The 25,172-nt window shown below is 64.7% G+C and carries 31 protein-coding genes, 4 tRNA genes, 1 pseudogene and 1 riboswitch; of the genes and pseudogenes, 13 read left to right on the top strand and 23 right to left on the bottom strand.

The genetic code is table 11. The features are described from left to right. Position 1 precedes the first annotated feature (1 nt). The 4 genes from AC5P78_RS12430 to AC5P78_RS12415 form a co-directional block, all read right to left on the bottom strand. Positions 2-463, bottom strand: coding sequence for a GNAT family N-acetyltransferase (locus AC5P78_RS12430; protein WP_043034339.1), 462 nt, complete (start codon positions 461-463; stop codon positions 2-4). Between the two features lie 99 nt (positions 464-562). After that, positions 563-2,185 carry an FMN-binding glutamate synthase family protein gene (locus tag AC5P78_RS12425; protein WP_100443265.1) on the bottom strand — a complete coding sequence of 541 codons (1,623 nt, stop codon included), beginning with the start codon at positions 2,183-2,185 and terminating at the stop codon, positions 563-565. A 55-nt stretch (positions 2,186-2,240) separates the two neighbouring features. Beyond that, entirely contained in the window at positions 2,241-3,527 is a 1,287-nt protein-coding gene (locus AC5P78_RS12420) for a nucleotide sugar dehydrogenase (RefSeq protein WP_062607593.1), read from the bottom strand. A gap of 142 nt (positions 3,528-3,669) precedes the next feature. Then, positions 3,670-4,104: a BLUF domain-containing protein gene (locus AC5P78_RS12415; RefSeq protein WP_172711782.1), complete on the bottom strand. Its 435-nt coding sequence runs from the start codon at positions 4,102-4,104 to the stop codon at positions 3,670-3,672. A 128-nt stretch (positions 4,105-4,232) separates the two neighbouring features. Between AC5P78_RS12415 and AC5P78_RS12410 the strand changes: the two genes are divergently transcribed. Next, a tRNA-Leu gene (locus AC5P78_RS12410) sits at positions 4,233-4,319 on the top strand. Between the two features lie 23 nt (positions 4,320-4,342). Here AC5P78_RS12410 and hemN read toward each other — a convergent pair. Both hemN and AC5P78_RS12400 read right to left on the bottom strand, forming a co-directional pair. Further along, entirely contained in the window at positions 4,343-5,752 is a 1,410-nt protein-coding gene (gene hemN / locus AC5P78_RS12405) for an oxygen-independent coproporphyrinogen III oxidase (protein WP_043034401.1), read from the bottom strand. Between the two features lie 44 nt (positions 5,753-5,796). Further along, positions 5,797-6,234, bottom strand: coding sequence for a group III truncated hemoglobin (locus AC5P78_RS12400; RefSeq protein ID WP_012479715.1), 438 nt, complete (start codon positions 6,232-6,234; stop codon positions 5,797-5,799). A gap of 178 nt (positions 6,235-6,412) precedes the next feature. Between AC5P78_RS12400 and AC5P78_RS12395 the strand changes: the two genes are divergently transcribed. Both AC5P78_RS12395 and AC5P78_RS12390 read left to right on the top strand, forming a co-directional pair. Then, on the top strand, positions 6,413-6,700 hold the full coding sequence (locus tag AC5P78_RS12395) for a hypothetical protein (RefSeq protein ID WP_005408925.1): 288 nt from the start codon (positions 6,413-6,415) through the stop codon (positions 6,698-6,700). Next, positions 6,697-7,740, top strand: a complete 1,044-nt coding sequence (locus tag AC5P78_RS12390; RefSeq protein ID WP_059033935.1) for a 4Fe-4S dicluster domain-containing protein — start codon at positions 6,697-6,699, stop codon at positions 7,738-7,740. Before AC5P78_RS12395 ends, AC5P78_RS12390 begins: the two co-directional genes overlap by 4 nt. 1 nt (position 7,741) lies before the next feature. Here AC5P78_RS12390 and AC5P78_RS12385 read toward each other — a convergent pair whose 3' ends face one another. Together AC5P78_RS12385 and AC5P78_RS12380 are read right to left on the bottom strand one after the other, a co-directional pair. Next, entirely contained in the window at positions 7,742-7,978 is a 237-nt protein-coding gene (locus AC5P78_RS12385) for a hypothetical protein (RefSeq protein WP_005408923.1), read from the bottom strand. Positions 7,979-8,330: 352 nt separating this feature from the next. Next, positions 8,331-8,540 carry a helix-turn-helix domain-containing protein gene (locus AC5P78_RS12380; RefSeq protein WP_005408922.1) on the bottom strand — a complete coding sequence of 70 codons (210 nt, stop codon included), beginning with the start codon at positions 8,538-8,540 and terminating at the stop codon, positions 8,331-8,333. Positions 8,541-8,651: 111 nt separating this feature from the next. Between AC5P78_RS12380 and AC5P78_RS12375 the strand changes: the two genes are divergently transcribed. Both AC5P78_RS12375 and crcB read left to right on the top strand, forming a co-directional pair. Then, positions 8,652-9,053 (top strand): transcriptional regulator, encoded by a 402-nt coding sequence (locus AC5P78_RS12375; protein WP_005408921.1) that lies wholly within the window; start codon positions 8,652-8,654, stop codon positions 9,051-9,053. 22 nt (positions 9,054-9,075) lie between these two features. Then, positions 9,076-9,139, top strand: a riboswitch (Fluoride riboswitch). An 82-nt stretch (positions 9,140-9,221) separates the two neighbouring features. Beyond that, on the top strand, positions 9,222-9,614 hold the full coding sequence (gene crcB / locus AC5P78_RS12370) for a fluoride efflux transporter CrcB (protein ID WP_005412844.1): 393 nt from the start codon (positions 9,222-9,224) through the stop codon (positions 9,612-9,614). 3 nt (positions 9,615-9,617) lie between these two features. Here crcB and AC5P78_RS12365 read toward each other — a convergent pair whose 3' ends face one another. Next, positions 9,618-10,451, bottom strand: coding sequence for an AraC family transcriptional regulator (locus AC5P78_RS12365; protein ID WP_005408919.1), 834 nt, complete (start codon positions 10,449-10,451; stop codon positions 9,618-9,620). 134 nt (positions 10,452-10,585) lie between these two features. Between AC5P78_RS12365 and AC5P78_RS12360 the strand changes: the two genes are divergently transcribed. Further along, positions 10,586-11,080: a DUF6265 family protein gene (locus AC5P78_RS12360; RefSeq protein WP_133050701.1), complete on the top strand. Its 495-nt coding sequence runs from the start codon at positions 10,586-10,588 to the stop codon at positions 11,078-11,080. Positions 11,081-11,138: 58 nt separating this feature from the next. Here AC5P78_RS12360 and AC5P78_RS12355 read toward each other — a convergent pair whose 3' ends face one another. Further along, positions 11,139-11,549 carry an SRPBCC family protein gene (locus tag AC5P78_RS12355; RefSeq protein WP_033834665.1) on the bottom strand — a complete coding sequence of 137 codons (411 nt, stop codon included), beginning with the start codon at positions 11,547-11,549 and terminating at the stop codon, positions 11,139-11,141. A 20-nt stretch (positions 11,550-11,569) separates the two neighbouring features. Further along, positions 11,570-12,589: an aldo/keto reductase gene (locus tag AC5P78_RS12350; RefSeq protein ID WP_049449138.1), complete on the bottom strand. Its 1,020-nt coding sequence runs from the start codon at positions 12,587-12,589 to the stop codon at positions 11,570-11,572. Between the two features lie 103 nt (positions 12,590-12,692). On the opposite strand from AC5P78_RS12350, the gene AC5P78_RS12345 reads away from it, so the two are divergent. Continuing rightward, positions 12,693-13,610: a LysR family transcriptional regulator gene (locus AC5P78_RS12345; RefSeq protein WP_495217215.1), complete on the top strand. Its 918-nt coding sequence runs from the start codon at positions 12,693-12,695 to the stop codon at positions 13,608-13,610. A gap of 10 nt (positions 13,611-13,620) precedes the next feature. Here AC5P78_RS12345 and AC5P78_RS12340 read toward each other — a convergent pair whose 3' ends face one another. Next, positions 13,621-14,139 (bottom strand): P-loop nucleotide/nucleoside kinase family protein, encoded by a 519-nt coding sequence (locus AC5P78_RS12340; protein WP_024956607.1) that lies wholly within the window; start codon positions 14,137-14,139, stop codon positions 13,621-13,623. Between the two features lie 261 nt (positions 14,140-14,400). Between AC5P78_RS12340 and AC5P78_RS12335 the strand changes: the two genes are divergently transcribed. Continuing rightward, the gene (locus AC5P78_RS12335; RefSeq protein ID WP_138969713.1) at positions 14,401-15,477 is read left to right on the top strand and encodes an alpha/beta hydrolase family protein; all 1,077 of its coding nucleotides are present in this window, start codon (positions 14,401-14,403) and stop codon (positions 15,475-15,477) included. 259 nt (positions 15,478-15,736) lie between these two features. Here the strand turns inward: AC5P78_RS12335 and AC5P78_RS12330 are convergent, their stop codons facing one another. Then, positions 15,737-16,006 carry a hypothetical protein gene (locus tag AC5P78_RS12330; RefSeq protein ID WP_005408911.1) on the bottom strand — a complete coding sequence of 90 codons (270 nt, stop codon included), beginning with the start codon at positions 16,004-16,006 and terminating at the stop codon, positions 15,737-15,739. 124 nt (positions 16,007-16,130) lie between these two features. Beyond that, positions 16,131-16,835 (bottom strand): ArsR/SmtB family transcription factor, encoded by a 705-nt coding sequence (locus AC5P78_RS12325; protein WP_033834661.1) that lies wholly within the window; start codon positions 16,833-16,835, stop codon positions 16,131-16,133. Positions 16,836-16,938: 103 nt separating this feature from the next. On the opposite strand from AC5P78_RS12325, the gene AC5P78_RS12320 reads away from it, so the two are divergent. Continuing rightward, entirely contained in the window at positions 16,939-17,580 is a 642-nt protein-coding gene (locus tag AC5P78_RS12320; RefSeq protein ID WP_088436354.1) for a flavin reductase family protein, read from the top strand. Positions 17,581-17,590: 10 nt separating this feature from the next. Here AC5P78_RS12320 and AC5P78_RS12315 read toward each other — a convergent pair whose 3' ends face one another. The 3 genes from AC5P78_RS12315 to AC5P78_RS12305 all read right to left on the bottom strand — a co-directional run bounded on the left by AC5P78_RS12315 (position 17,591) and on the right by AC5P78_RS12305 (position 19,300). Next, a complete protein-coding gene (locus tag AC5P78_RS12315) occupies positions 17,591-18,136 on the bottom strand; it encodes a DUF4124 domain-containing protein (RefSeq protein WP_111197284.1) in 546 nt (181 codons plus the stop codon). 74 nt (positions 18,137-18,210) lie between these two features. Beyond that, a complete protein-coding gene (locus tag AC5P78_RS12310; protein ID WP_495217213.1) occupies positions 18,211-18,720 on the bottom strand; it encodes a GNAT family N-acetyltransferase in 510 nt (169 codons plus the stop codon). A gap of 82 nt (positions 18,721-18,802) precedes the next feature. After that, positions 18,803-19,300 carry a GNAT family N-acetyltransferase gene (locus AC5P78_RS12305; RefSeq protein ID WP_111189152.1) on the bottom strand — a complete coding sequence of 166 codons (498 nt, stop codon included), beginning with the start codon at positions 19,298-19,300 and terminating at the stop codon, positions 18,803-18,805. 107 nt (positions 19,301-19,407) lie between these two features. On the opposite strand from AC5P78_RS12305, the gene AC5P78_RS12300 reads away from it, so the two are divergent. Then, positions 19,408-19,812 carry an NUDIX hydrolase gene (locus AC5P78_RS12300; protein WP_111189153.1) on the top strand — a complete coding sequence of 135 codons (405 nt, stop codon included), beginning with the start codon at positions 19,408-19,410 and terminating at the stop codon, positions 19,810-19,812. A gap of 172 nt (positions 19,813-19,984) precedes the next feature. On the opposite strand, the gene AC5P78_RS12295 is transcribed toward AC5P78_RS12300, so the two are convergent. The 3 genes and pseudogenes from AC5P78_RS12295 to AC5P78_RS12285 form a co-directional block, all read right to left on the bottom strand. Then, positions 19,985-20,215 carry a YybH family protein gene (locus AC5P78_RS12295; protein ID WP_227415191.1) on the bottom strand — a complete coding sequence of 77 codons (231 nt, stop codon included), beginning with the start codon at positions 20,213-20,215 and terminating at the stop codon, positions 19,985-19,987. A 214-nt stretch (positions 20,216-20,429) separates the two neighbouring features. After that, positions 20,430-20,790: pseudogene (locus tag AC5P78_RS12290) on the bottom strand (hypothetical protein); the annotation flags it as partial. 1,820 nt (positions 20,791-22,610) lie between these two features. Next, positions 22,611-22,844 carry a hypothetical protein gene (locus tag AC5P78_RS12285; RefSeq protein ID WP_100443203.1) on the bottom strand — a complete coding sequence of 78 codons (234 nt, stop codon included), beginning with the start codon at positions 22,842-22,844 and terminating at the stop codon, positions 22,611-22,613. Between the two features lie 28 nt (positions 22,845-22,872). Between AC5P78_RS12285 and AC5P78_RS12280 the strand changes: the two genes are divergently transcribed. After that, on the top strand, positions 22,873-23,124 hold the full coding sequence (locus AC5P78_RS12280; RefSeq protein ID WP_157806719.1) for a hypothetical protein: 252 nt from the start codon (positions 22,873-22,875) through the stop codon (positions 23,122-23,124). A gap of 504 nt (positions 23,125-23,628) precedes the next feature. Here the strand turns inward: AC5P78_RS12280 and AC5P78_RS12275 are convergent. The 3 genes from AC5P78_RS12275 to AC5P78_RS12265 all read right to left on the bottom strand — a co-directional run bounded on the left by AC5P78_RS12275 (position 23,629) and on the right by AC5P78_RS12265 (position 24,062). Next, positions 23,629-23,702: transfer RNA gene (locus AC5P78_RS12275), tRNA-Cys, on the bottom strand. A 66-nt stretch (positions 23,703-23,768) separates the two neighbouring features. Further along, positions 23,769-23,844, bottom strand: a tRNA-Gly gene (locus AC5P78_RS12270). A gap of 142 nt (positions 23,845-23,986) precedes the next feature. Further along, positions 23,987-24,062, bottom strand: a tRNA-Gly gene (locus AC5P78_RS12265). A 130-nt stretch (positions 24,063-24,192) separates the two neighbouring features. Between AC5P78_RS12265 and AC5P78_RS12260 the strand changes: the two genes are divergently transcribed. After that, entirely contained in the window at positions 24,193-24,594 is a 402-nt protein-coding gene (locus AC5P78_RS12260; protein WP_043034356.1) for a hypothetical protein, read from the top strand. Then, a complete protein-coding gene (locus AC5P78_RS12255) occupies positions 24,587-25,060 on the top strand; it encodes a hypothetical protein (RefSeq protein ID WP_100443202.1) in 474 nt (157 codons plus the stop codon). Before AC5P78_RS12260 ends, AC5P78_RS12255 begins: the two co-directional genes overlap by 8 nt. Positions 25,061-25,172 lie beyond the last annotated feature (112 nt).

Genomic DNA, 25,172 nt, shown 5'->3' with positions numbered 1-25,172 from the left:
CTCACCATGGCCTGCGCATGCTCACCGAAGCCAGCGCCACGCCGCTGGGATGCGGGTAGACCTGTTCGCGCACGCTGATGAATCCCTGCCTTTGGTAGAACGGCACCGCATTGAGCGAGGCCGACAGCACCACCTCACGCTCACGATCGGCCATTGCCAGCAGGCGCTGCATCAGCGCCTGGCCAATTCCCTGGCCGCCACGATCAGGATCAACGAACAACGCGTCGACTTCATTGGCATCGGCATCGAACACACCGAAGCCAAGAAGGCCGCCCTGCCCATCCTCGGCCACCACGCAGCCGCCCTGCCCCAGCAACCGCGCGTACTGCGACGGCGGCGGCGAGGCCGACCAGGGCGCAATCACTTCGGGCGGATAATGGCTGCTGCAGGTCTCGCGCACGCAACGCGTGCGCAACGCCCACAGCGTGGCGACATCATCCGTGGTGCCGGTCCGGAACCGCATGGCATCTCCTTGCAGCGTCGAGCCATGCTCGACTGTTCTTCGTTCCAACATCGCGATGAGAGAAGCAGCCGAGCATGGGCTCGGTTCTACAGCAACACGTTATCGCGACTTGCTGGCCCGCAGCGCCTGGATCTTCGGCGGCGGCTGGAAGGAATCGCTGCGCGCATCGGCCCAGAACGCATGGAACACGGCGTGGTCCGGCACCTTGTGCAGCAGCTCGCCCGGTTCAAGGTAGCGGTACAGCGAGGCCAGCGAACGGATCTCAACAGGCGAAACCCGACGCAGGATATGCTCCGGGCCCAGTTCCGCCGGGTCGTTCAGGCCCGCGGCACACAGCAGTTCCTTCAAGGCATGCAGCGTGTGCTCGTGGTAGCTGTACACACGGGCGGCCTTGTCCGGTGCATCCAGATGCTTCCAGCGCGCCGGGTCCTGGGTCGCGATGCCGGTCGGGCACTTGTCGGTATGGCAACTCAACGACTGGATGCAGCCCAGCGCGAACATGAAGCCGCGGCCGGCATTGCACCAGTCGGCACCCAGCGCGATGGTGCGCGCGATGTCGAACGCACTGGTGATCTTGCCGGCTGCACCGATGCGGATGCGCTCGCGCAGATCGAGGCCGACCAGGGTGTTGTGCACCAGCAGCAGCGCTTCGTGCATCGGCACGCCGACATGGTCGACGAACTCGGCCGGCGCCGCGCCGGTGCCCCCTTCGGCACCGTCCACCACGATGAAATCCGGCAGCAACCCGGTTTCCTGCATCGCCTTGGCAATGCCGAACCACTCCCACGGGTGACCGATCGCCAGCTTGAAACCGACCGGCTTGCCCCCGGACAGCTCGCGCAGGCGGGCGACGAACTGCAGCAGCTCGACCGGTGTCGAGAACGCCGAGTGACGCGACGGCGACACGCAGTCCACGCCCATCGGCACGCCCCGGGTCACCGAGATCTCGGCAGTCACCTTCGGCGCTGGCAGCACGCCGCCATGACCCGGCTTGGCACCCTGCGACAGCTTGATCTCGATCATCCTGACCTGTTCATGGGTGGCATTGGCAACGAAGCGTTCCTCGCTGAAACCACCCTTCTCGTCGCGGCAACCGAAGTAGCCCGAGCCGATCTCCCAGACCAGATCGCCGCCCATCTCACGGTGATAGGGCGAGATCGAGCCTTCGCCGGTGTCGTGGTAGAAACCACCACGCCGCGCGCCTTCGTTCAGTGCGCGGATGGCATTGGCCGACAGTGAACCGAAGCTCATCGCCGAGATGTTGAACACGCTGGCCGAATAGGGCTTGGCACAGTTCGGACCGATCAACACGCGGAAGTCATGCTTGGCGATGGCGGTTGGCGCCAGCGAATGGTTGATCCACTCGTAGTCCACCGCATAGGTGCTGCGCAGGGTACCGAACGGCACCGTGTCCATCTCGTTCTTGGCGCGCTGGTAGATCAGTGCACGTTGCTGGCGCGAGAACGGCACATCCTCCAGGTCACTCTGCACGAAGTACTGGCGGATCTCCGGGCCGATCGATTCCAGCCCGTAGCGGAAGTGCGCCATCACCGGATAGTTGCGGCGCAGCGTGCTGCGTTTCTGCAGCAGGTCCCAGGTCCCCAATGCCACCATCGCGGCAGTCAGGCCGACGCCCCAGTACCAGGCCGGCCAGATCGTGGCCAGCCACAGGCATATCGGGAACATCAGGATGGCGAGCAGGTAGACGATGTACCGGTGCATGGCTTTCCTCGGTTGCAACTGTTCCCGAGTCTACCGCGCCGCTCGCTGCCAAGGCTTACAAACGATCGTCAACGACGTTGCGCGGCCAGGCCGATTTGACGTCGTAGACCAGGCCGCCTGGCGCCAGCAGCGCCCGGATTGCGTCTTCATCCATTGCCTTGAAACGGGCGTGGGCCACCGCCAGCACCACCGCGTCATAGCGCCCTGCCCCGGGTTCGGCCAGCCAATCCAGGCCCTCGCCGGTCAATGCCGCCGGGCCGACCCACGGGTCGCTCACCTCCACCTGCGCACCCGCATCGCGCAGGCGCTGGGCCAGTTCCAGCGCGCGGCTGTTGCGCAGGTCCGGGCAATCCTCCTTGAAGGTCACGCCCAGCACCAGGATGCGTGCCTCCGCCGGTGCACGGCCACGCTCGGCCAGCATCGCCAGCACGCGCGCCGCCACGTGCTCGCCGACGCGGTTGTTGACCTGCCGCGCGGTGTGGATCAGGTCCGGGTGGTAGCCCACGCTTTCGGACTTGTGCAGCAGATAGTACGGATCGACGCCGATGCAGTGACCGCCAACCAGGCCTGGCCGGAACGGCAGGAAATTCCACTTGCTGCCAGCGGCGTCCAGTACGTCCTGGGTATCAATGCCGAGCCGGTCGAAGATCAGCGCCAGCTCGTTGACCAGCGCGATGTTGACGTCGCGCTGGATGTTCTCGACCACCTTGGCTGCTTCGGCCACGCGCATCGACGGCGCCGGGAACGTACCGGCGTCGATGATGCGCTGGTAGAGACCATCGATCACCGCAGCGACTTCCGGGGTCGAACCAGACGTGATCTTGCGGATGTCGGCCAGGCGCCGCTGGCGGTCACCGGGACTGACCCGCTCCGGGCTGTAGCCGCAATAGAATTCTTCGTTGAAGCCCAGGCCCGAACCCTGTTCCAGCAGCGGCACGCACACTTCCTCGGTGGTGCCGGGGTACACCGTGGACTCGTAGATCACCAGATCGCCGGCGCGAAGATGACTGGCAATCAGCCGTGTCGCCGAACGCAGGGGCTCCAGGTCGGGCTGCTCGTATGCATCGATCGGGGTCGGCACGGTGACGATATAGACGTTGCAGGCATCGAGCAGCGAAGGATCGCTGCCGTACTGCAGATGCGTGGCTTCGGCCAGCTCGTCGGCCTCCATCTCCAGCGTGTGATCGCGGCCACCGCGTAGCTCCGCGATGCGGCCGGCATCGATGTCAAAGCCCAGTGTCGGCCAGTGCCGGCCAAACGCCACCGCCAATGGCAGGCCGACGTAACCCAGGCCGATCACGGCGAAACGCGGCGTCACCGCCGCCGCAACGGGCACGCTCATCGGCATATCCCGTGCACCGGGTGAAACCGGATGCGTGCCGCCATGGCTTGGGCCAACCCACTCATTCGCTGTACCACTCCGGAAAACCCGCACCAGAAAGGCTACAGCCTACCGGCCCCGGTACCCCGCCGCCAAGGCGGGCTCAGGAACCCAGCGCGACCGCAGCGGGTTCCAGCTCGCCGTCGGCACCGGTCCAGGCCTGCAGCAGGCGCTCGAAACCACCGCTGCCAAGCAGGAAACCCGGCCACGCCGCGTCAACGATCTGGGTCAGCAGGTCCGCATCGATCCGCCGCGTACCCATCGACCAGCGCGGGAACGCACGCTGCACCACCGGCGCGCGGCACAACAGCCTGATCTGCGCGTGGCTGCGTGCATTGAAGATGCGCTGGAACACCGAATCGATGCCATCTTCGGGGCCTTCCAGATACTGCAGGAAGCGGCTGCCGTCGAACATCAGGACACCGGTGACACCGGCTACACGATTGAATGCCGTGGCGTCGGCCAGCAGGCGATCAAGATCGGTTGTCCGCAGATCGGCGCGGGCCTCACTGGCATAGGCAATCGCGTGCAGCGACATCGGGTGGCTCCCCCCCTGGGAACGGTGGCTGGGACTATGACATGAACAGGGATAACAGTTAAGCACGTCGCTCACGCGCAATCCGGCTGCAGCGACACGGGTAGGCTACAATCGGCGCCGCGCTGCAGGCCCGGATGGCGAAACTGGTAGACGCATCGGACTTAAAATCCGCCGGGGGCAACCCCATGCCGGTTCGATTCCGGCTCCGGGCACCACACGCACGCAGCACATCCCGCTTTCAGATCGCCCGCGAGTAACGTGGCTGCTCATGTGCGGCACGCAGATACGGGTCGAAGCACATTGCCAGCAACCGCAGCAACGGTCGCCCGGGTTCGCTCGCACGCACCACGCCATCGCGGTATTCGGCCAGGCCATCCTCCTGCAGCCGCTGTACCGAACGCAGGTCCTCGGCGAAGTACTGCTGGAAATCCACGCCGTGGCGCTGCCCCAGCACCGCACCATCCACCTCGCCCTGACACATCAGCTGCTGGATCAGCTCCGCGCGCAACTGGTCGTCGGCACTCAGCGCGACACCGCGCCAGACCGGCAACTGCCCCTGGTCCACCGCGTCCTCCCAGGACGCCAGGTCACGTGGATTCTGGCTGTAGGTGGCGCCGATATGGCTGATCGCACTTACGCCCAGGCCGAGCAGATCGGTATCGGCGTGGGTGGTGTAACCCATGAAGTTGCGATGCAGCTGGCCGGCACGCTGCGCGCGTGACAGATCCTCTTCCGGCAATGCGAAATGATCCATGCCGATGTACTGGTAGCCAGCCGCAGAGAGCTTCTCCACCGCCAGGCCCAGCAGCGCCAGCTTGTCTTCCGGCGACGGCAACCGGCTTTCGTCGATCTGCTTCTGCGCCCGGAAAAGATGCGGCAGGTGCGCATAGCCATACACCGCCAGGCGGTCCGGGCGCAGCGCCAGCACCCGTTCGAGGGTGCGGCCGAATCCTTCCAGGCTCTGCCCGGGCAGGCCGTAGATCAGGTCGACGTTGACCGAACGCATGCCGCTGTCGCGGCAGGCGCGCAGGATGTCCAGTGTCTGCTGCACGCCCTGTATGCGGTTGATCGATTCCTGCACCTGCGGGTCGAAATCCTGCACGCCCAGGCTGGCCCGGTTGAAGCCCAGGCGCGCCAGCATGGCGACGTCACGGGTGTCGATGAAGCGTGGATCGAGTTCGATCGAGAAATCGCGCTGCGGTGAATCGCTGAAATCGAAGCGCCTGCGCAAACCTTCCACCAGTGTGGTCATCGCCTCGGCATCGAGGAAGTTCGGCGTACCACCGCCCAGATGCAGCTGGATGACCTCGCGCCCGTCCTCGAACTGTGGTGCCAGCAGATCGGCCTCGGCCAGCACGCGCGACACATAGCTGTGGCCACGGCCGCGATCGCGGGTGATCACCCGGTTGCAGCCGCAGTAGAAGCACGGGCTGGAACAGAACGGCACATGCACGTACAGCGACAGCGCGCGGGCCAGCTGGTTGCTGTCGGCGATCGCCTGGCGCAGCGCCGGCGCGTCGAACCCATCATGGAAATGCGGCGCGGTCGGGTACGAGGTGTAGCGCGGGCCCGGCCGGTCGTGCCGGCGCAGAAGGTCAGGGTCGAAAGTCCAGGCCAGGCCACCAGCGGCGGGAGAGAACGTGTCCATGGCGCCAGCATCGCGCCGGGCGGCCTGCGCCGCCTTGACCCAGATCAATCCTTGGCGGGCATCCCCAGCACCGGCAGGCCGACCTGCGGCCATCGCAGCATCTGGTAGCGCTTCCAGAAGGTGTCACCGATGCGCGCAGCCACGTCGTTGGCCAGCTCCTGCATCGGCGGGTTGTTGCATTCGGCGGTGGTGATCCGGAACAGCACCAGCCAGCGGTCGAACAGATCCTTGTCCAGCTGGATGGCCATGTGCTTGGACATCGGCGAACCCTTGAAGCGCCGGGTGCCGCGCAGCATCGCCGACCAGAAGTCGACCAGCTGGGCCAGATGCTCCGGCCAGTCGTGGACGTGGGCCTCGAACACCGGCCCCAATCGCTCCTCCCCGCGCACGCGGGCGTAGAAGTCGTGGACCAGGCGGGTCACTTCCTGCTCGGTGCACAGCTCGGGCGAGGCGACAGGAAGGACAGGCGGCGTTGCGTTCATCGGGGTACCCAAAGCGTGCCGGCAGTGTGCCGCAGCCGGCCGGCACCACCGTTGATCCAGATCAATGTCGGCGCAGTCCGCTGCACCTAGGCTGGCACGCTTGCAGGAAGCATGCCCTGCGGATGCCGCGCCAACCCAGGCGAGTATACGCGCCGCCCACTTTTCGATCCGGGACAGCATGAACAGACCCTCTCCCAACCGTCGCCAGCAGTTGATCCAGCAATGGGGCGCGATCCTCTGGCCCAGCTTCATCGCTGCCGGCCTGGCCAGCGTGGTGTTCTTCGCCTTCGTCGACCCGCTGCGGTTGCAGGCCATCAGTTTCCCGGGCACGCAGATCAGCCGTGAAATGGGCTACACGGCCGGCTTCTTCATGTTCTGGACGGTGACGGCGCTGTCCAGCGCGATCACCTGGTACCTGCAGCGACCGATGCCCAGCGGCGACGACGACGAGTTGCCGCTGGGATGAGTACGACCTGCACACCGAGACCACGGCACTGGCGCGGCACGCTCAGCGCCGCCTTGCTGGTGCTGTTCTACGCATTGCCATGGCTGCGCTGGGACGGCCGCCAGGCCTTGCTGCTGGACATCAACGCCCGCCGCTTCGATCTGTTCGGCTGGACGCTGTGGCCGGGAGACGTCGGGGTGCTGGTCGGCCTGCTGGCGGTGCTCGCGGTGGGGCTGGCACTGCTCACCCACCTCGCCGGGCGCATCTGGTGCGGCCACGCCTGCCCGCAGACACTGTGGCGCCGTGCCTTCGACTGGATCGCCGACGGCATGGCCCGCACGCTTCCGGCACGCGTTGCGCGCGCGGCCACACAGCTGGCCTGGGGGCTGCTCTCGCTGTGGACCGGCATCACCTTCGTGGGCCTGTTCAGCCCGATCGCCGAGCTGGTGATCGCAGCGCCGCGTGCCGGCTGGAGCGGCTGGGAAACGTTCTGGGTGCTGTTCTATGCCGCCGCCACCTGGGCTAACGCCGGCTTCCTGCGCGAGCAGGTCTGCCGTTCGCTGTGCCCGTTCGCACGCATGCAGCCGCTGCTGACCGATCCACATACGCCGCGCATGCTGTACGACGCACGCCGCGGCGAGCCACGCGGACCTCGCCCATCCGGCCTGGGCGGCGTACTGGGCCGTGGCCGCGGCCTGCTCGACCCGACCACTGCACAGGACTACGTGTTCCGCGCCGCGCATCCGCTGCTGGCCGGACCGATGCCGACCTTCAGCGCCGACCGTCTTGGCGATTGCACCGATTGCGCGGCCTGCATCAGCGCCTGCCCGATGCAGCTGGACATCCGCCAGGGGCCGCAGGCCGACTGCCTGGCCTGCGGCGCCTGTCTGGAGGCCTGCGCACAGCAACAGCACCGGGCCGGGTTCGGTCCGGGGCTGGTGCGCTACTGCAGTCCGCAGGCGATGGCCGGACAACCGAAGCGCTGGTGGCGCCCCCGGACCCTGGCCCTGCTGTCTTTGCTGCTGGCGCTGCTTGCCTGCGGCGCCTGGCGCCTGCTCTGAATCAACGCGGCCCGTCGGCGTGCGGTGGTACCAGCTGCGCGCGTCGGACAATGCCCAGCTGCTCGATGATCAGCGCCATTTCGTTGGTGAACTCGGTACGCTCGGTCCCCTGCGGGACGAGCCGGTCCAGCACCTGCTGGTAGGTATCCCAGAACGCCGGACCGCATCCGTGTTTGTGATAGCTGGCTTCCAGTTCGCGGCGTACCCGTTCAGCCAAGCCATGCATGCCGTATTCCATACGACCTCCGTTGGACTTGTTCTGCATCGTTGACGGTCTACCGACTCACTTGCGTGCTACTGAAAGACTCCCAGGCTTCACGCCCGGTTGATCCAAATTAGTCACAGATTTCACGACAGGTCAATTACATGCAGCGACTTTCGCGATTGAAATTATTAATCGTTCACGAAAATACATACGGGACCCCGCCCCTCCCGGATGGGGTGAAGCCGACAACGCGCCCAAGGCACCTGTCCGGCAGCTGGTAGGCCTCGACAATAGGTACTGCCAAAACGATCAGTTTTTCCTATTTTGCTAAGTGCACTTAACAGAATGCGCTTAGCACGCTAAATGCGACAAAAGGCGGCGTAATTCAGGCGGATTCGACTTCGGCGGCGCCCGTTGCGGGGAACAGGTTCGGGTAGCGCTGATGCAGGATGTACTGCCGCAGAGCGGGGATCGGGAAGTCTTTCGGCCATTGCGATACCGCGGAACGGCTGATGCCGAAGAAGCGCGCCAGCTCCGCATCGGTCTGGAACCCCAGCCGCGTACGCACCTGCCGCTTGTTCCAGAATTCGGTCATGGTCTGCCCTTTTGTTAACCAGACTTATTCTTGCGGCAAGGATTCTTCGCATTCCACGCGTTAAGCTGGCTTGCATAGATGAATACTCTCGGCCAACGACTCGCCGCCGCCATGAAGAAAGCCGGGCACCCCCGCCCGGCCGACCTGGCCCGCGCCGCCAAATCCACCACGGCAACCATCAGCAACTGGCTCAACGACCATGTCAGTGCGTCCCATGTGAAAGCCGAGCAGCTGTTCCGCATCGCCGATGCGGCCAAGCTGGACGCACGCGAGCTGCTGTATGGAGTGAACGGGCGCGGCGTCGGGGAGCCGGGTAACGCCTACATTCCCAGCCAGGCCCACCTTGACGTCTGGCAGGACGCCTACGAGCTGGTCAGTCACCTGGTGGCCGAGAATGGCCTGGAGATCGACCACCGCCGCCACGCGGCGCTGGACCTGCTCGCGTTCGAACTGCTGATGGATGGCTTCAGCCGCAGCAAGGTGGCCCGCGTGCTGACGACCTCGATGACGTGAATGCACCGCCGCTGGTAGCATGGACCGCGACGGGGATGGGGCTCCCCCGATAACCGCCTGAGAAGGCTGATGGCTCCTGCCAGGACGAACCCGGTGTTCGTCGACGGCAGGTCGTGCCTGCCCTCGGCGTTCGCCATTGACCCTGCGAACCCGCATTCGAGGCACGCCATGCAAGCATTGAACAACTATTTCCTGGTCTTCGTCGGCGGCGGCATCGGTGCCTGCCTGCGCCACGCCTGCAACCTGATCGGCGCCCGAGTGGCCGTCGGCAGCCCCTGGCCGTGGTCGACCTTCCTGATCAACATCAGCGGCGCCCTGCTGATGGGCGTGGTGGTCGAGGTCTTCGCGATGCGCAATGGTGCCTCGCCGCAGCTTCGCCTGTTGCTCGCCACCGGCATCCTTGGCGGCTACACCACGTTCTCTACCTATGCGCTGGAGATCGGCCTGCTGCTGCAGCGCGGGCAGCACGGACTGGCCGCGCTGTATGCCGGTGGCTCGGTGGCGCTGGGCCTGGCCGGCCTGTTCGGTGGCATGAAGCTGGCCCGGCTGGTGCTGGGCTGAGGCTCAGGCCGCGCCAGCACGCGCCTGTCCGCGCCATTCGCGTGGTGACTGCCCCGTGTGCGCCTTGAACGCGCGCGAGAGTGCCGCCTCGCTGCCATAGCCCACCTCGTCGGCAATCCGCTTCAGCGGCCGGCCCTGGCGCAGCGCCTGCTGTGCCAGCCCGACCCGCCAGCCTTGCAGGTACTGGCCCGGGGTGGTCCCCATCGCTTCGCGGAAGCTGGCGGCGAACACGCTGCGTGACATGCCGGCCACCTCGGCCAGATCCTCCAGCGTCCACCCCTGCGCCGGGGCTTCGTGCATCGCCACCAGCGCCAGCCGCAATCGCGGGTGGCCAAGCCCAGCGAACAGACCGCCGCGCATTTCGCCACCTTCCATCAGCTGGCGCAGCACCTGGATCATCACCACCTCGAACAGGCGGTTGACCATCGCCGCGCGCCCGCAACGCTGCTCGAACGCTTCTTCGAACAACAACTCCAGCGCTGCGTTGCCGCCATACAGCCCAGCCAGCGGCAGGCAGATGAAATCCGGCAACGCGGCGCTGATCGGATTGAGCCGGCCGCCTTCGAAATGCAGGTTCGCGCAGGCCATGTCGGCGCCCTGCTGTGGGTCGGTACTGAAGCGGTGCGGCATCGGCCGCGGATACAGCAGCAGGCTGGGCACATCCACCTGTACGGTCTGCTGGGCATGACTGACCTGCAGCGGGCCACGTCGCACCAGGTGCAGCTGCCCGGCTTCATCCTCACCCTCCAGCGTGTTGATGCCGCACAGCGCACCGGCATGGAACACCGAGGCAGTGACCGCGAAGCGTTCAAGCAGAATGGCGAGACGGTCGACCATGACGGGACTCCGGGTCAAGCGAGATAAGCTCAATGTGACAGATCGTATCGGAATCAGCACTGGAAAGGACGGCACTGGCCGCGTGATCTGGCGGGCGCTATACAGGCCGCACATTCCCGCGCATGGAGGCACCGATGTCACTCCGCATCGCCCTGGCCCTGTTGCCGCTGCTGCTCGCGACCCCGCACGCGCTATCCGCCTCACCCTCGAAGATCGAACACCTGGCCTGGCTGGCCGGTTGCTGGCAGCTTGATGGGCAGCCACCCGGTGCCGGCGAGCAATGGACCAGCCTGGCTGGAAACACCCTGTTCGGCAGCAGCCGCAGCCTGCGTGACGGCCGTACCGTGGGCTTCGAGTTCATGCAGCTGCGCCAGCATGACGACGGCCGCCTGGTGCTGACCGCCCTGCCCTCTGGCCAGAACGCCACGGACTTCAACGCCACCCGGGTCGATGCCAACGAGGCGGTCTTCGAGAATCCTGCCAACGACTTCCCACAACGTATCCACTACCGGCGCCTCGACAACCAGCGCGCACATGCGCGCATCGAGATCGCGCAGGACAATCCGAAGCAGGCAATGGACTTTCCCATGCATCGCGTCGCCTGCGGTGGACCGACGCCCGCACCCTGACACGCAGACGCCCCGGACCCGCCGGGGCGCCTGCATGCGGTCAACGCCACACGGGCATTCACCCGGCCAGCGTGGTTTCCAGGGCCTTCAGGCCATCGCGATAGATGCCCTCGAACAGCGCGGACGCTTCTTCGTTGCTGACGCCCACCGGAGTGAACTCACCGGACCAGTCGATCCGCGAACCGTCGCCCTGCTCGACCACACGCAGGGTGGATCGATAGTCGCTGACCGGGAACGGGGCCTGCAGGATCGAGTAGGTGTAGCTGCGATCGGCCTGGTCGAAGGCTTCCAGGCGCTCGACGATGGCATCGCCATCGGGATTGGCCAGATGGCGCACGCGACCGCCTTCGCTGAGCGTGCTCTGGGGAATGTACGGAAGCCAGTCGGGCAATGAATCGAAGCCGCCGATGAGGTTCCAGACCTGGTCGGCCGGGGTCGGCACGGTGATGGATACAGAAGCAGTTGCCATGGGAATGTCTCCTTCGGGACTCAGATGTTGTCGATCGGCAGCGGAGCGTTGGCCGCGACCAGGCCCTGGGCGCGCAGCGCCTGCCAGAACCCGGCCGGGATGATTTCCTTCAGTGCGGCGTAGTCTTCGGCGATGCGCTCGGGACGGCTGGCGCCCGGAATCACCGCAGCCACTGCCGGGTTGGCCAGCGAGAACTGCAACGCGGCCGCCTTGATGCTGATGCCGTACTCGGCCGCGATGGCCTTGATGCGCTCGACCTTGGCCAGGATCTCCGGCGACGCCTTCTGGTACTCGAAGTGGCTGCCACCGGCCAGCACGCCGGAGCTGTACGGACCGCCGACCACGATGCCGGTGTTGCGCTCGGCCGCCTTGGGCATCACCCGCTGCAGCGCACGCTCGTGGTCGAGCAGCGAGTAGCGGCCTGCCAGCAGGAAGCCATCCGGACGGGCTTCGTCCAGGTCCAGGGTCAGCTCGATCGGCTCGACACGGTTGACGCCCAGTCCCCAGGCCTTGATCACGCCCTCCTCGCGCAGGCGGGTCAGCACCTTGAAGGCACCGCGGCGTGCGGTCTCGAAGTACGACAGCCACTCATCGCCGTAGAAGTCCTGTGCGATGTCGTGCACCCAGACGATATCCAGGCGATCGGTCTTCAGGCGCTTGAGGCTGTCGTCGATCGAACGCAGGGTGGCGTCGGCCGAGTAGTCGTTGACCAGCTTGTTGGGGCGGCCGGCGACGAACAGGCCGCCCTTCTCGCCAAGGTCGCGGGCGCTGGTGTCTTCCACTTCGTCCAGGATCAGGCGGCCGACCTTGGTGCTGAGCACGAAGTCATCGCGGTTGCGCTTGGCCAGCGCGTCGCCAAGGCGGATCTCGGCCAGGCCTGCGCCATAGAACGGGGCGGTATCGAAGTAGCGGGTGCCCTGTTCCCAGGCCGCGTCCACCGTGGCCTGGGCCTCGGCTTCCGGGATGTCACGGAACATGTTGCCCAGCGGCGCGGTACCGAAGCCGAGGGTCTTGCCAGCCAGCAGCGTGTTGATGCTCATGGGTTCCCCCTTGGGGAGGTTGTTGAAGTTGACGCACAGGCTAGGCTTGCCCGATAAGACTGTCCAAGACATAATTTAATTATCTTGAGTCCCGCAAGGTCTTATGCTCGACCTCCGCCAACTGCGCTACTTCGTGGCCGTCGCCGAAGATGAACACGTCGGCCGCGCTGCCGAGCGCCTTCACATCTCCCAATCCCCGCTCAGCCGGCAGATCGCCCAGCTGGAGGAACGGCTGGAACTGCAGCTGTTCGAACGCTCGCAGCAGCGCATCCGGCTGACCGCCGATGGCCGTACCTTCCTGGCCGAGGCGCGCGCCCTGCTGACCCACGCCAATCGGCTGGAATCGCTGGCACGCCGGCTCGGCCGCGGCGATGAAGGTGGCCTGTGCATCGGCTATCTGGAGTACGCGATGCACTCCGGCGTATTGCCGCCCGCCCTGCGCGAACTGCGCGGCGACCGTCCTGCCGTACACATCGCGCTGTACAACCAGCAGTCGGACGTGCAGCTGGAAGGCCTGCGCCAACGCAGCCTGGACATCGCCCTGGTCTGCGAACCACCCGCGTTCGACGATCCAGACCTGGAAGCCACGCAGGTGCTGAACGATCCGATGCTGCTGGCGCTGTCGGCCGGCCACCCATTGGCCACTGCAGAGACCATCACGCCCGAGGATCTGGCCAGCCAGCAGTGGATCGGCGTGATGCACAGGGAAAACGCACTGCGCCACGACACCTTCATCGCCGCGTGTGCGAAAGCCGGGTTCACCCCGACCATCGCCATGGAAGCGACCGAGCCACTGGCCGCGCTTGGCCTGGTTGCCGCCGGCCTGGGCCTGACCACCGTCCAGCAGAGCCTGGATCACCAGGCGCCGGACGGCGTGGTGCTGCGCGAGCTGCCGTGGTTCAGCTACCGCACACCGCTGTGGGCGGCCTGGCACCGCATCAACCTGCGCCCCCTGGTCGAAACCTTCCGCAGGACGCTCGTGCGCACCGCCACCGAAGGCAAGCCGGCATTCGGCGACTGAGCCGACCGCGCTATGCCGGGCCTGCCTCGGTGTAGCGCATCACCATGAAACCCTCTTCTGCGGCCGGTGCAACGAAGTGGCGGGTGATCTGCTCGAATTCCTCATCGCTGGCCTCGAAGGGATGCTCGCCGCATGCATTGCGTGCACGCAGCCGCGCCTTGCAGACCTCGTCGGCGATATCGAGGAAGTGCAGTTGATGCGCGGCGCCCACTGGCGAGAACACTTCACGTGCCCACGCGCGGCTGGCGGGCGTATTGAATGGAAAATCGAGCACCACCGAGACGCCGGCCCGCAGCAGCGTACGCAGATGATCGGTCAGCACGCTGCGCAGCGTGGCTGCGCGCTGCAGATAATCGGCGACGGAGTGGATTTCACCCGGGTGCAGCGTGGCCAACCAGGCATCTTCGCTGATCAATACGTGGCGAGGATTGGCCGCCAGCTGTTGCGACAACGTCGATTTTCCTGCGCCGATCTTGCCGCACAGCAGGTGCAGGGTTGCGCCGCCATCGGCGGATGAAGGGTGTTGCATCTGCGATCTCCTCGGTGGATTCCAGTTCCCGGGAGAGCGCTGCATGCAATCCGCCTTCCCGGGCGGGTTGCAGGGCCGTGACGACCGCGCGCTACCCCGCCTTCCCTTGGGGAATGCGGATAATCGACGCGGTGACGTGCGGAGCCATGCCACCAGCGTAGAGCGCCGCCTGTACGGCCCGCAATCCCCTGCGGCAGTGCAGCGCGCGCAACATTCCGCTGGCATCTATGCTCGGCGCCATTCCCGCATGGAATGACCACGATGCTCCCCTTGCTTCGATGTGCCCTCGCCCTTGGCCTGCTGCATGCTTCGACGGCATCGCTGGCAGCACCAACCACGGCACCACGCACGCTCAGCGGCGAGCTGCAGGGCGCCCCTTGGCGGCTGGATGTACCGGCAGACTGGAACGGCGACCTGGTGATGCTGGCCCATGGCTATGAGCCCGTGGGCGTGTCACGCACCACGCCGATGGCCGCCGGTGACAGCACCGCAGCACTGCTGGGCGCGGGCTACGCCGTCGCGCAGAGCGCGTATTCCAGCCAAGGCTGGGCGGTCGCCGAGGCGATCACCGACATGGAACACCTGCGACAGCATGCGCTGGGTGAACTCAAGCGCGTGCGACACACCTGGATGCTGGGCTTCTCGATGGGTGGTGCCGTAACCATTGGCAGCCTCGAGCGTTTCCCGCAGCACTATGCCGGTGGTGTGTCGCTGTGCGGCGCCAATCTCAGTGGCGAACAGATCGCGGCCGACCTGCTGACCACACTGGTCGCGTTCGATTATTTCTTCCCCAAGGCTGAGGGGCTGCCGGTCACCGGGTTGGCGTCGCGCGAAGCAGCCACGCTGCCCCAGAGTGAGCTTTACCAGGGCATCGCCACCGCGCTGCAACGCGACCCGGCGCATGCCGCGTTGCTGGCGCAGCGGCTGCAGGTTTCCCCCGATGAAGTGGCCGGCACGATCAGCCTGCACGCCCTGGTCCTGCACGAGCTGGCCACACGCAGCGGTGGCATGCCGGTCGGCAACAGGGGCACGGTCTACAGCGGCTTCGGCGATGACGCCGCATTCAACGCCGGGGTGCGGCGCATCGATGCTGTACCTGCCGCGCAGGCCAGGGTGCGCGCGACGCTGGCGCTGACCGGCGCACTGCAGCGCCCGCTGGTGATCCAGTTCAACCACAACGACCCGACCATCGTGCCGCACATGCAGACGGTGTATCCGCAGTTGGCCGCACACGCCGGTGCGCGGCCAGCGCCACGGGTACTGCCATCGGTGGGCGAAGGACATTGTGGCTTCTCTGAAGCACAGGTTGTCGATGCCTTGAAGACAGTGCAACGCTGAGTCCATCGCGTAGCGAAACGCGTCCGCCACGCTGGTAACGCTTACGGTGCAGGGACCCGCGCAGCATGTGCCGCCTCCCCTCGATCTGACCGCGCACCTGTTCGGCATGCCCGAAGGCGAGTGGCTGGGCTTCGACATGTCGGTGCCGTTTGGCCACCCGGGTGTCGGCCGACCAGCACAGTGCCGTTCGATGCGCGCGGTCAGATCGGCGCGCTCGGCCAGGTCTTGGCCGTGCGCCCGTAGCCGCAGCAGGCGGGGATCAGCCGCCCAGCGTGCCCATCGTGAAGGTGTAGCCCGAGCTCATCAGGAATTCGCGCATGCGCATTTCCGCGCGCCGCGGTGAGGCCAGGTTGGCCGGCGCATACAGGGCGTACACCAGGCCTGATCCCTCGATATGTTCGCGGCGGACCTCGCAGCGGGCGGTTTCCGAGGCAATCACCCATCCGTCCTTCAGCCGCTCCGGCCCGATGGATTGCCCGTTCTTCAACCGAAAGGTCAGCCAACGCACATCTGCCATGATTTTGCTCATTTCCGATTCGCTCCGTGCCCGAAGCGACCCGTGATGTCCTTGCTCGCCATTGCAGCTCCCTGAGACGTGGAACTCGACCATAACGCCTTGCCATGTCGCGGGTGACTGAGACTGGCCGCGCCGCTCAGGTCGCCAGGTTGAAGAGCCGCCACAACGCCTCGCGCCCGGGTGGCGTCAGCCGCAGTTCGCGCCGGCCCTCGACGCGCCGCAGCCAATCGTTGTTCACGAAACTGTCCAGCATCGCCTCACCGACCAGCCCTGCCAGGTGTGGCCGCCGTTCGGTGCAGTCCAGGCAGCCACGGCAGTAGCGCGCCGGCTTGGCCGCCACCGGCTGCTGCAGGAGCTCGCGCAACGGCAGGCCCAGTCCGGCAAGGAATGCGGCGCCTCCAGCGCTGATCTGCCAATGCCCTTCGCATGGCAGTACATGCCCCGCCTGCAGCAGGCGATCGGTGATGGCGACCGCGTGCACGCCGGCCAGGTGCCGATAGCAGGAACGCGCCTCGCGCAGTGCAGGCATGCTGCGCGCGGCCGCAGCGGTACAGGAAGGGGTACGGTCGGCCACGCGCAGGATGCCTTCGAGCATCTCTGCCACCTCGCTTGATGCCAGCCGGTGGTAGCGATGACGCCCCTGCGCCACCGCCACCAGCAGGTCGCCCTCGACCAGCCTGCGCAGGTGCGTGCTCGCCGTCTGCGGCGTTACCCCGGCCACGCGCGCCAGCTCCATCGCGGTGTAGGCCCGTCCATCCATCAACTGCAGCAGCATGGCGGCACGCGCCTGGTCCCCGACCAGGGCACCGACACTGACAAGGGAACCGGAGGTGTGGACCATGCCCCATTGTGGCATGCCGTCATCTGCCAACAGTTCGATGCAGGCCGAAGCGTCAGCAGCCGACTGCTCGCCACAGTGCTCGCCCGCAACCGCGAGACCTGCCGTGAAGACCGCTTCGATCCATCGCCGCCGCATCACCCCTTCGGTCCTGTACCCAGGCACGCCCGTGCTGCTGATGACCACGTTGAATGACGACGGCAGCAGCAACATCAGCCCGCTTTCTTCGTTCTGGGCGCTGGGCAACCGGGTAGTGCTGGGTCTCGGTACGCAGGGCCAGGGCTATCGCAACCTGCAACTGCGCAACGAGTGCGTGCTGAACTTCCCCTCATCCGCGCAGGCCGCACAGGTCGAGGCGATCGCGCGGGCAACCGGCTGTAACCCGGTGCCGACCGCCAAGCAGGCGATGGGCTACGTGCACGTGCGCGACAAGTTCGCACTGGGCGGATTCACTGCCGTCGTGTCGACGCACGTTGCTCCGATGGCCATTGCCGAGTGCCCGCTGCAGGTGGAGGCCACCGTCATGGCGATGCATCCACCCGGCGAGGATGATGGCCAGGGCTTCGTGATCGTCGAAGGCCGCATCCGCTGCGTGCATGCGCACGAAGACATCACCGTGGACGGCACCCAGCACATCGATGTGGCGCGCTGGAAACCGCTGATCTACCTGTTCCGGCACTACCTGGGCGTGAGCGCGCCGGTCGGGCGCAACTTCCGTGCGGAGACACCCATGCGCCTTCCCGCCTAGCGGGAACGACTCATGGCGTACCCGCGGGTACGTTGCTGAACTTGTCGCGCACCGAGCGCTCGCGTTCACGCCGGGTCGAGGCGCACCGTTCGCGCGCACTCGCCATCTGTGTATCCGCCGCCATCCGCTCGGCACTCAACGATTGCTGCAGGCTGGCAATCTGCGCACGGATGCCCGAGTCACGGGTTGCGCCGGCCAGGTTGTTGCTCGACGCGGCCATCTGCCGGTTCAACTCGGCGATCTGCCGACCGATCTGCTGGCTGCGCGACTCCAGCGGACCGTAGATGCGCGAGCGCTCGCCCTGCACGCAGTTGCGCTCGGCGATACCGGCGTCGGCCAGTTCGGTGTTCTGGTACACCGCCGCGCGGTTCGATGCCTCCCCCGCCGTTTCCGTGGAGGAACGGCTGGAACGCAGCTTCATGGGTTCAGCGCCGGCAGCACAGGGATTCTGGCTGTATACCGTTTCACCGGAAGCGCCCTTGCACTTGTAGACCTGGGCCGATGCCAGCGGGAAACACCCCAGCAGCATCATCGCCATCACTACCTTCCCCTTCATCCTGCACCGCTCCCTGGTTCATTGGACAACCGCCACGATACGGTGGTTTGGTGGTGACTGCACGCTGGCGCCGTTCAGACCGTTTCGCCCTGCAGATCGAGCAAGGCCGTGGTCCAGCGGCGCGCTCCCAGCGTGGCCACCATGCCGCCGCGGTAGACGAACCTGCGTACGTGGCCGTCTTCAATGAAGCAGGTCTCGTTCTGCATCGGCACATAGCCCACAGAGGCATAGTGCCGATGGTCCAGGGCGAACAGCACGGCGAAATCGATACCGTGCCGGCGCAACTCTGCATGGGCCGCTTCGATCAACCGCGAGGCAACGCCCTGCCGGCGAACGTCGACACGCACCACCACGCCGCCAATCAAGCCCATGCGTTCCGGCTCGCCGTCCAGCAGTACGTTGCGTTCATACAGCGCGAGATGTGCGACAACGTGATCACCTCCCATTGCCAGGACCAGAGCGACCTGCCCCGGGATGGCGTAGCCCTCGCCCTGCATGTCCGGGAAAGCCTGGCGGAGCAGATCCACCGCCTGCTGACGGTGTTCCGACGCTACGCTTTGCCAGCGGCATACCTGAACGCGCATTGCCCTATCTTCGTCGAATGAATGTGTGTCCAGGCCCATCGTGCCACGGAAACATGACCGGGCCCGCAGTAACGTTTCACTGTCAGTGCAATGTGATCCAGTACGAGACGATATCCGTGTAGATGCCCTCGCGCTTGACTGCGCGCGGCTCCCTGCCGAGTACGCTGAAACCCAGCGATTCATACAGCCCGCGCGCAGCAGCATTGTCCTCCAGCACCGTGAGGGTGAGCGATTCAATGCCCTCGGCGCGCGCAGATGCAAACGCAGCAAGAAGAAGGTGGCGGGCGATACCCTGGCCACGGTGGCCGGTGCCCACATGGACACTGTGCACTTCCGCCGTATGCCGTCGCGCCGTCCGCATCGGGCGTACGTAGCGCAGGAAGCCCGCAAGCTTGCCGTCGATGAAAGCGCCGAAATAACGCGTCCCGGGATCAGCAAGCTGGGCGCGCATCACGTCTGCTGTCTCATTCTGCGCCTCGGCCAGCGTGGACAGGAACGCAGCGGGCGACTCGCGAAGCGCCTGCAACCGCGCCTGCCAGAGAATGTCGGCGTCGTCAGCACCAAGTTGCCGGATGACCATGCGACACACCCGCGAGGTTGTTGATGCACAGGTGTCCAGCTTAGCGCGGGTTCGCCTGATGCGGCGTGCATGCAAGAATGAAAACCGTCCCTTCTTCATTCACCGCCATGACTGAACTGCAGATTCCCCGCCTTGGATGCGGCGCCGTCGTCCGTGATGCCGGCGGCCGCATCCTGCTGATCCAGCGCGGACGCGATCCGGAGCGCGGGTATTGGGGCCTGCCTGGCGGCAAAGTCGACTGGATGGAAACGGTGGAGGCTGCCGTGGTCCGCGAAGTCCGCGAGGAGACCGCCTTGGAAGTGCAGCTGCTGCGCCTGCTGTGCGTGGCCGATCATTTCGAGCCGGCGCTTGCTCAGCACTGGGTCGCGCCTATCTACGAGGCACGGGCACTTGCGGGTGCCGAGGCTTCCATCCAGGAGCCGGGCGTGCAGACCGGGCTGGGCTGGTTTGCCGGGGATGCTCTGCCCCAGCCGCTGACGCAGGCCACGGTGCAGGCGCTGGCCAGGCTGTAGCCGATCAGGCCACGACCAAGGCGGCACGGATGCCGCCCGGCCTTGCGGCTCACTCGATCGGAAGACCGTGCATCTTCAGGAACGAGAGTTTGTCCCAGTAGCCGCGCTGGAACGTGATCAATCCTCCGTCAACCGTGAAGAAGCCGCATCCACGCAGGCCAAGAGGGTCGCGTCATTCCAGCGCAGCGACATTGCCGGCCTCATGGATGACTTCGGGAATGCAGACCATTTCAGCAGTGCTGAATTCACGCTCGAAGGTGGCACGGATCGCATCGCGGCCCTTGATCGGGTCCTGGGTGACCTGGTGATTGATCGCGTCGGGGTGATACAGCTCCGCCAGGCCAGCAGCATCGCCTGCGTTGAAGCGCTCGATCCAGGTTTCCACGATGTGTCTGGGAGTCATCCGCATGAAGTCCGCTAAGGCCCAGACCCGATCATAGCGCTCGTACAGCACATTCCAGACCGCAGAAAAACGAAAAGCCCTGCCCGGAGTCAGGGCTTTTCAATTGGAGGCCTCAAGCGGAATCGAACCGCTGTAAACGGATTTGTAATCCCAATCAAATCCTTACTCATCAATAGCCTGAGCGGAGGCGACACCGGCCCAACCGCCCCAACCGATCGAGTGCTGCCTTGATCCGCTCAACCGCCTTCGCTCTGGCCTCGGCCAGGCGTCGGGCCTGTTGCTGCTGTTCGCGGGTCGGCGGCAGACCGGGCAGTGGCGGGGGCAACTGGATCGGCGTGCTGTCGGTCAGCCGGGCGACGGCCTCACGCAGAGGCAGCTCGGGATACAGCCGGGCCGCGCACCAGCGTTCCGCGTAGCGCTTCGCCTGCCGGACGTTGGCCGCGCGCCCCCTTCACCTGCCCCATCTTCTGGCCTTCCATCCACAGGCGCACCCCAAGGGGAGTGACGCCGGCCGTCTCCTGACCGTTCTACCAGAGCGCCCAGCGCTCACCGGTCTGGACCCAACCAGAGGGAATGGGCGCAGTGCAGAAGCCCTGGTAACCGTAGGAAGGGAAGGACGCATGGCCAGAAGGACACGACCGGCCACCGCGTCAACGATTCGACAAGGCGCGCCCAAGTCCCCGGCCTGTAACTGAGCCAGTCGCCGATGCCGCAAAGCTCCCACCAGCCACTATTGTGAACAAAAAATGAACTTCAGTTGCACCTTGGCCGGGGGTGGTTCCGCCCGTCGCCGTTTACAAATAGAGGTCTGTAAAGCACTTGGCACTCGGAGACACCCCAGATCGAGCACCATCTATGCCCCCCCCTGTACACGCACTACGTTCATCAGCAACAAAGGAGCGCTATGAGTCGACGGATCAAAGCCCTGAGCCTCGCTGTACTAGCCATGCTGGCAGGAGCGGCAGTTTGGTACGGAACAACCGCACCGAGTACGCAGCCAAACAAAGCCGCCTCATCGTCAGAGCCATCCAGCGCTCTGGAGCACGCCACTCGAGGGCCCGCGATCTCCGCCTCGCGGCCGGTCTCTTCAAGATCCACACCAGGGTCTGCGGCCAACAGATTAGTTCGTGTGCGGCAACTGTCCGGACGCGCGTACGCAGTGGAAGACTATGGACCAATCCCACCAGGGACAGTGCACGAAGTCATTTCAAGACTTTCGCCGTTGGCATTAGCTGGTGATGCGACAGCGTCCTACGGAATATTCCAGAAGCTCAATGAGTGTAAGGACATCAATCGACGCGCGTCTCGAGGCGTCGCACTTCACGCTTCCGAGAATGTCGCGACCGCGTGCATTGAACTATCCGCTGAAGATGAACTGAGTTCCAGTAGATGGCTCTCGCTTGCAGCAGAGCAGGGGAACATTGGAGCACGACTCCTTTATGCCGCGGACTCACAATCCGCCCTTGGAGGACCAGCGGAGCTGCTTCGCAATCCAGACCGCACGAAGGAATACAAGCAGACAGCTGTTGGCTATCTGCAAGAAATGGCAAACCAAGGCAGTGCGGACGCACTCCTACAGCTTGGTAATGCCTATCACGCTGGTGTACTTGTCGACGAGGACCGAGTTACAAGCAGAGCTTACTTTGAAGCAGTTCGTCTCGCAGATCCGTCGATAGTGCCAGCTCGACAAGTTAGTACCTTGGACAAATCGCTAAGTGCAGAACAGCTGAACTTGGCACTTCGAAAGGGAAATCAACTCTATGACTCATGCTGCAGATAAGAAGTTCTTCCGCATCCCCCGCCGCAAGGCCATTCTACTTCTGATAGTCGTCGCTGCGATCGCACTCGCAGCAAGCACGTTCGCTTTCGAACGCGGCCCCTACTTCTGCACCGATTGTCACGTCGAATCACCGGTACCCGACGCAAGAACCCTAGAGGTCATTAAAGACTCGCGGGCACCAATCGACTATGTGCCATTCTTTGCGTGAGCGACTGGAACAACGTACCAGATATGCAATCCCACCCACTGCACCGTCTATCACGAGAATTTTGAATCCAATTGGGTGGGCGAAGGCCGGACCCCTCGCGAGGGTGTTATGCCCGAGCCAATCTACGAAGGCGGCGGCGTGGAGACTGGCGGAGGCGGCACCGAGAATGGGGGTGGCGGAGTTGGCGTCGGTGGCACCAACTTTGGCGGTGGATGTGTCGGCAACTGCAGTGGCAGGATAGATGTCGGCCCAGTCCAGCAAATTTGATTTACCGATGCAAAGCCCAGCTCACTCAACGAGCAGGGCTTTTCTCACAAATGCCACGCGCGCCGGTCATCCTGACCAGATTCCAGTAGGCAGCGATGATCCGGGCGTAATAGCACATACGCTTCTCCTGTGAGGAGTATTTAGATGGTGACCTCCATCACTGGAAGGTTGGGAGCCGCTTCAATCAGGCGACCACCTCGAACCCAGACGTTGTAAGGAATGGTTTGCCGCCGCTGGCCGAAAGCCCGCACCTGTACCCCGTCATACGTCGTCAGCTTGCTGGTGCCATCACTGTTGTGCGCGGTGACGGTCGCCAGCAATCGAGGATTGCTGCTGACCAGTTCGCCGAATTGATCCCAAAGGTCAGTTCGCATCGTTGTAGTGCCTTTCGAGGGTTACGGTGTGCTCGATCACAACATCAACGCGCAGCGACTCGCACTGCCCATGCCATCTCCCCGCAGCGCCAACCACTTCCACCAGGTCCAATGGCATGACTGGGCCGACCTCACCTGGCTTAATCGGCTTGGGGAACAGCGGCATAGTGAGGTCGACGGCCGCTTGCTCACTTCGTTCACCAAGGATGTTCCGCCCGCGCTCGGCGCCGACGGCAGCAGCATGATCAGTGGGCTGCTGACCTGCTGTGCGAAAAGCTGACCTGCCTCACCGTCCTTGCGTACTTTGCAGGTGACGCCCTTTCCCGGCAGCTCACCAGTGACCACCACCGCATCGTGCAGCGGTTCGCTACGCATCTGGAGGCTCTCGGCAAGGACGATGTCCTCCTGCACAACGTGATCAGGAGGTGATTCCCGCCAAAGCTACGGGCTGACTGGATAGCTGGCCCGAACCCGCAACACCGGCTGCGCCGGGTCGGACTGCACACCACCGCGACACTTGCCCCGGCCAAGCCGCTGATGGCATCGAGAGGCGTGTTCGCGTCGCAGATTCTCCGCTGCCGCCTCGGTGTTGGCTAGCTCCTCCGGCACCACGCCGCGGTCAAGCAGCACGTCCAGACGACGTACATACTCGTTCCTCGGCTTCATAGGACCTGCTGACAACGGGTGGCAAACAGATGATTTCATGGCCGAATCAGGAGATTCTGCACAAAGGCATCGAACGCCACGCAAAAAAAAGCCCTGACCGGAGTCAGGGCTTTTCAATTGGAGGCCTCAAGCGGAATCGAACCGCTGTAAACGGATTTGCAATCCGGTGCATAGCCACTCTGCCATGAGGCCAACGTACTGCGCGCCAGGAACTGGGCCCTGACAAGACAAAACCCCATGATGGGGCCTGTCGGAACATGGAGCGGGAAACGAGACTCGAACTCGCGACCTCAACCTTGGCAAGGTTGCGCTCTACCAACTGAGCTATTCCCGCGTAAGCCGACATGCTACCGGAAATCCGGAAAACACACCAGCGATTTCACATTTCTGACTGCGCGCAAAGCCTTGTGGCCCAACGTGCCCCGCCTTGCCGTGGCGGGAGAAAAACAAGGCCCCTGCCGGGGCCCTGTAGAATCTGGAGCGGGAAACGAGACTCGAACTCGCGACCTCAACCTTGGCAAGGTTGCGCTCTACCAACTGAGCTATTCCCGCAGATTCCGTTCGACCTGCGTCGAAGGAGCGCTATTGTGTCCAAATTCCTTCACGCCGTCAACAGTCTTCACATCATGCAGTCACGGGCGTCCGCAGTGGGGTACGCTGCCCCGCCCGGCCCCGTTCGCCCATGCTCCTTCGCGGCACGCCTCTGTTGATCGCCCTGCTGCTGCATCTGCTGGTGGCCCTGCTGTACTGGGCGCTGATGCCGATGGGAATGAACTGGTATCGCGACCATTTCGGCTTTGCTTCACATCGTGACATCGGCCTGGGCATCGCCCAGTTCTATCTGTTCTGGATGTTCATTGGCGCCCAGCCGCTGATCGCGGTGCTGCGGCCACTGTTTGCCAAGCTGCTGGTGCTGGCGATTCCCCTGGCGTTCGCGAGTTGGACACTGATGCACAACCATCCGCTGCGCCTGCTGTACTTCACCCTCGGGCCCGGCCTGCTGGCACTGGCCGCGATCGTCACAACCGCGTGGTATGCATCACGCAAGCGCCTGCCTGCCACCACGGACACCGCCGATGCCTAGACGCTACGTCCGCCTGTTCTGGTTGCTGGTTGCGTTGACCTGGCTGGCGCTGATCGCCGCACTGGTCAATGCCGGCTTCACCCCAGACTACTGGCTGCTGCATCACCTGGAAGGCGCCGAGTCGCCCTACCCGACCAGCACTGTCATCGTGTTCGCGTTGCTGGGCACCGTCGAACTGGTGGTAGCCGCCTTGATCGTGCGGCCGTGGCGACTGAAACGACTGTGGCTGCGCCTGCTGATCGCCTTCGCCCTGCTGCTGGCATGGTCGGTGCCGTGGATGCTGTCAGCCATGCACCAGCCGCCGGTACACGGCATGCATCTGCTGTGGTTGTTGATGCTGGACGTGGGACTACTGCTGGCGCTGTGCTTGGTGTCGGCGGTGAGCGCGTGGCGGGCTTTCATAAGCTCACCGCATGGCTTCCGCAGGGAGAAGACGCGCAGAGATGGCCTACGCATTTCAGAATAGTTGCATGGACCCGCAGCGGACCGGCGAAGGACAGTACCTGACCCGAGGCCCACAGAGCCGGCAATACTTTCACTGTCGCTGCTCTGCATATGCCTCTGCCAAACCGGGATAA

Source organism: Stenotrophomonas sp. YJH_SMC_133 (assembly GCF_059370655.1).
Note: the sequence above shows the minus strand (reverse complement) of the source record. Positions and strands in the feature narration are given on the sequence as shown.

What these genes read in the sequence shown, in the direction of transcription:
- AC5P78_RS12430 (WP_043034339.1), bottom strand. Translation starts at nt 463, where the DNA reads ATGCGGTTCCGGACCGGCACCACGGATGATGTCGCCACGCTGTGGGCG.
- AC5P78_RS12425 (WP_100443265.1), bottom strand. Translation starts at nt 2,185, where the DNA reads ATGCACCGGTACATCGTCTACCTGCTCGCCATCCTGATGTTCCCGATA.
- AC5P78_RS12420 (WP_062607593.1), bottom strand. Translation starts at nt 3,527, where the DNA reads ATGAGCGTGCCCGTTGCGGCGGCGGTGACGCCGCGTTTCGCCGTGATC.
- AC5P78_RS12415 (WP_172711782.1), bottom strand. Translation starts at nt 4,104, where the DNA reads ATGTCGCTGCACGCGATTGCCTATGCCAGTGAGGCCCGCGCCGATCTG.
- hemN (WP_043034401.1), bottom strand. Translation starts at nt 5,752, where the DNA reads ATGGACACGTTCTCTCCCGCCGCTGGTGGCCTGGCCTGGACTTTCGAC.
- AC5P78_RS12400 (WP_012479715.1), bottom strand. Translation starts at nt 6,234, where the DNA reads ATGAACGCAACGCCGCCTGTCCTTCCTGTCGCCTCGCCCGAGCTGTGC.
- AC5P78_RS12395 (WP_005408925.1), top strand. Translation starts at nt 6,413, where the DNA reads ATGAACAGACCCTCTCCCAACCGTCGCCAGCAGTTGATCCAGCAATGG.
- AC5P78_RS12390 (WP_059033935.1), top strand. Translation starts at nt 6,697, where the DNA reads ATGAGTACGACCTGCACACCGAGACCACGGCACTGGCGCGGCACGCTC.
- AC5P78_RS12385 (WP_005408923.1), bottom strand. Translation starts at nt 7,978, where the DNA reads ATGGAATACGGCATGCATGGCTTGGCTGAACGGGTACGCCGCGAACTG.
- AC5P78_RS12380 (WP_005408922.1), bottom strand. Translation starts at nt 8,540, where the DNA reads ATGACCGAATTCTGGAACAAGCGGCAGGTGCGTACGCGGCTGGGGTTC.
- AC5P78_RS12375 (WP_005408921.1), top strand. Translation starts at nt 8,652, where the DNA reads ATGAAGAAAGCCGGGCACCCCCGCCCGGCCGACCTGGCCCGCGCCGCC.
- crcB (WP_005412844.1), top strand. Translation starts at nt 9,222, where the DNA reads ATGCAAGCATTGAACAACTATTTCCTGGTCTTCGTCGGCGGCGGCATC.
- AC5P78_RS12365 (WP_005408919.1), bottom strand. Translation starts at nt 10,451, where the DNA reads ATGGTCGACCGTCTCGCCATTCTGCTTGAACGCTTCGCGGTCACTGCC.
- AC5P78_RS12360 (WP_133050701.1), top strand. Translation starts at nt 10,586, where the DNA reads ATGTCACTCCGCATCGCCCTGGCCCTGTTGCCGCTGCTGCTCGCGACC.
- AC5P78_RS12355 (WP_033834665.1), bottom strand. Translation starts at nt 11,549, where the DNA reads ATGGCAACTGCTTCTGTATCCATCACCGTGCCGACCCCGGCCGACCAG.
- AC5P78_RS12350 (WP_049449138.1), bottom strand. Translation starts at nt 12,589, where the DNA reads ATGAGCATCAACACGCTGCTGGCTGGCAAGACCCTCGGCTTCGGTACC.
- AC5P78_RS12345 (WP_495217215.1), top strand. Translation starts at nt 12,693, where the DNA reads ATGCTCGACCTCCGCCAACTGCGCTACTTCGTGGCCGTCGCCGAAGAT.
- AC5P78_RS12340 (WP_024956607.1), bottom strand. Translation starts at nt 14,139, where the DNA reads ATGCAACACCCTTCATCCGCCGATGGCGGCGCAACCCTGCACCTGCTG.
- AC5P78_RS12335 (WP_138969713.1), top strand. Translation starts at nt 14,401, where the DNA reads ATGCTCCCCTTGCTTCGATGTGCCCTCGCCCTTGGCCTGCTGCATGCT.
- AC5P78_RS12330 (WP_005408911.1), bottom strand. Translation starts at nt 16,006, where the DNA reads ATGAGCAAAATCATGGCAGATGTGCGTTGGCTGACCTTTCGGTTGAAG.
- AC5P78_RS12325 (WP_033834661.1), bottom strand. Translation starts at nt 16,835, where the DNA reads ATGGTCCACACCTCCGGTTCCCTTGTCAGTGTCGGTGCCCTGGTCGGG.
- AC5P78_RS12315 (WP_111197284.1), bottom strand. Translation starts at nt 18,136, where the DNA reads ATGAAGGGGAAGGTAGTGATGGCGATGATGCTGCTGGGGTGTTTCCCG.
- AC5P78_RS12310 (WP_495217213.1), bottom strand. Translation starts at nt 18,720, where the DNA reads ATGCGCGTTCAGGTATGCCGCTGGCAAAGCGTAGCGTCGGAACACCGT.
- AC5P78_RS12305 (WP_111189152.1), bottom strand. Translation starts at nt 19,300, where the DNA reads ATGGTCATCCGGCAACTTGGTGCTGACGACGCCGACATTCTCTGGCAG.
- AC5P78_RS12300 (WP_111189153.1), top strand. Translation starts at nt 19,408, where the DNA reads ATGACTGAACTGCAGATTCCCCGCCTTGGATGCGGCGCCGTCGTCCGT.
- AC5P78_RS12295 (WP_227415191.1), bottom strand. Translation starts at nt 20,215, where the DNA reads ATGACTCCCAGACACATCGTGGAAACCTGGATCGAGCGCTTCAACGCA.
- AC5P78_RS12285 (WP_100443203.1), bottom strand. Translation starts at nt 22,844, where the DNA reads ATGCGAACTGACCTTTGGGATCAATTCGGCGAACTGGTCAGCAGCAAT.
- AC5P78_RS12260 (WP_043034356.1), top strand. Translation starts at nt 24,193, where the DNA reads ATGCTCCTTCGCGGCACGCCTCTGTTGATCGCCCTGCTGCTGCATCTG.
- AC5P78_RS12255 (WP_100443202.1), top strand. Translation starts at nt 24,587, where the DNA reads ATGCCTAGACGCTACGTCCGCCTGTTCTGGTTGCTGGTTGCGTTGACC.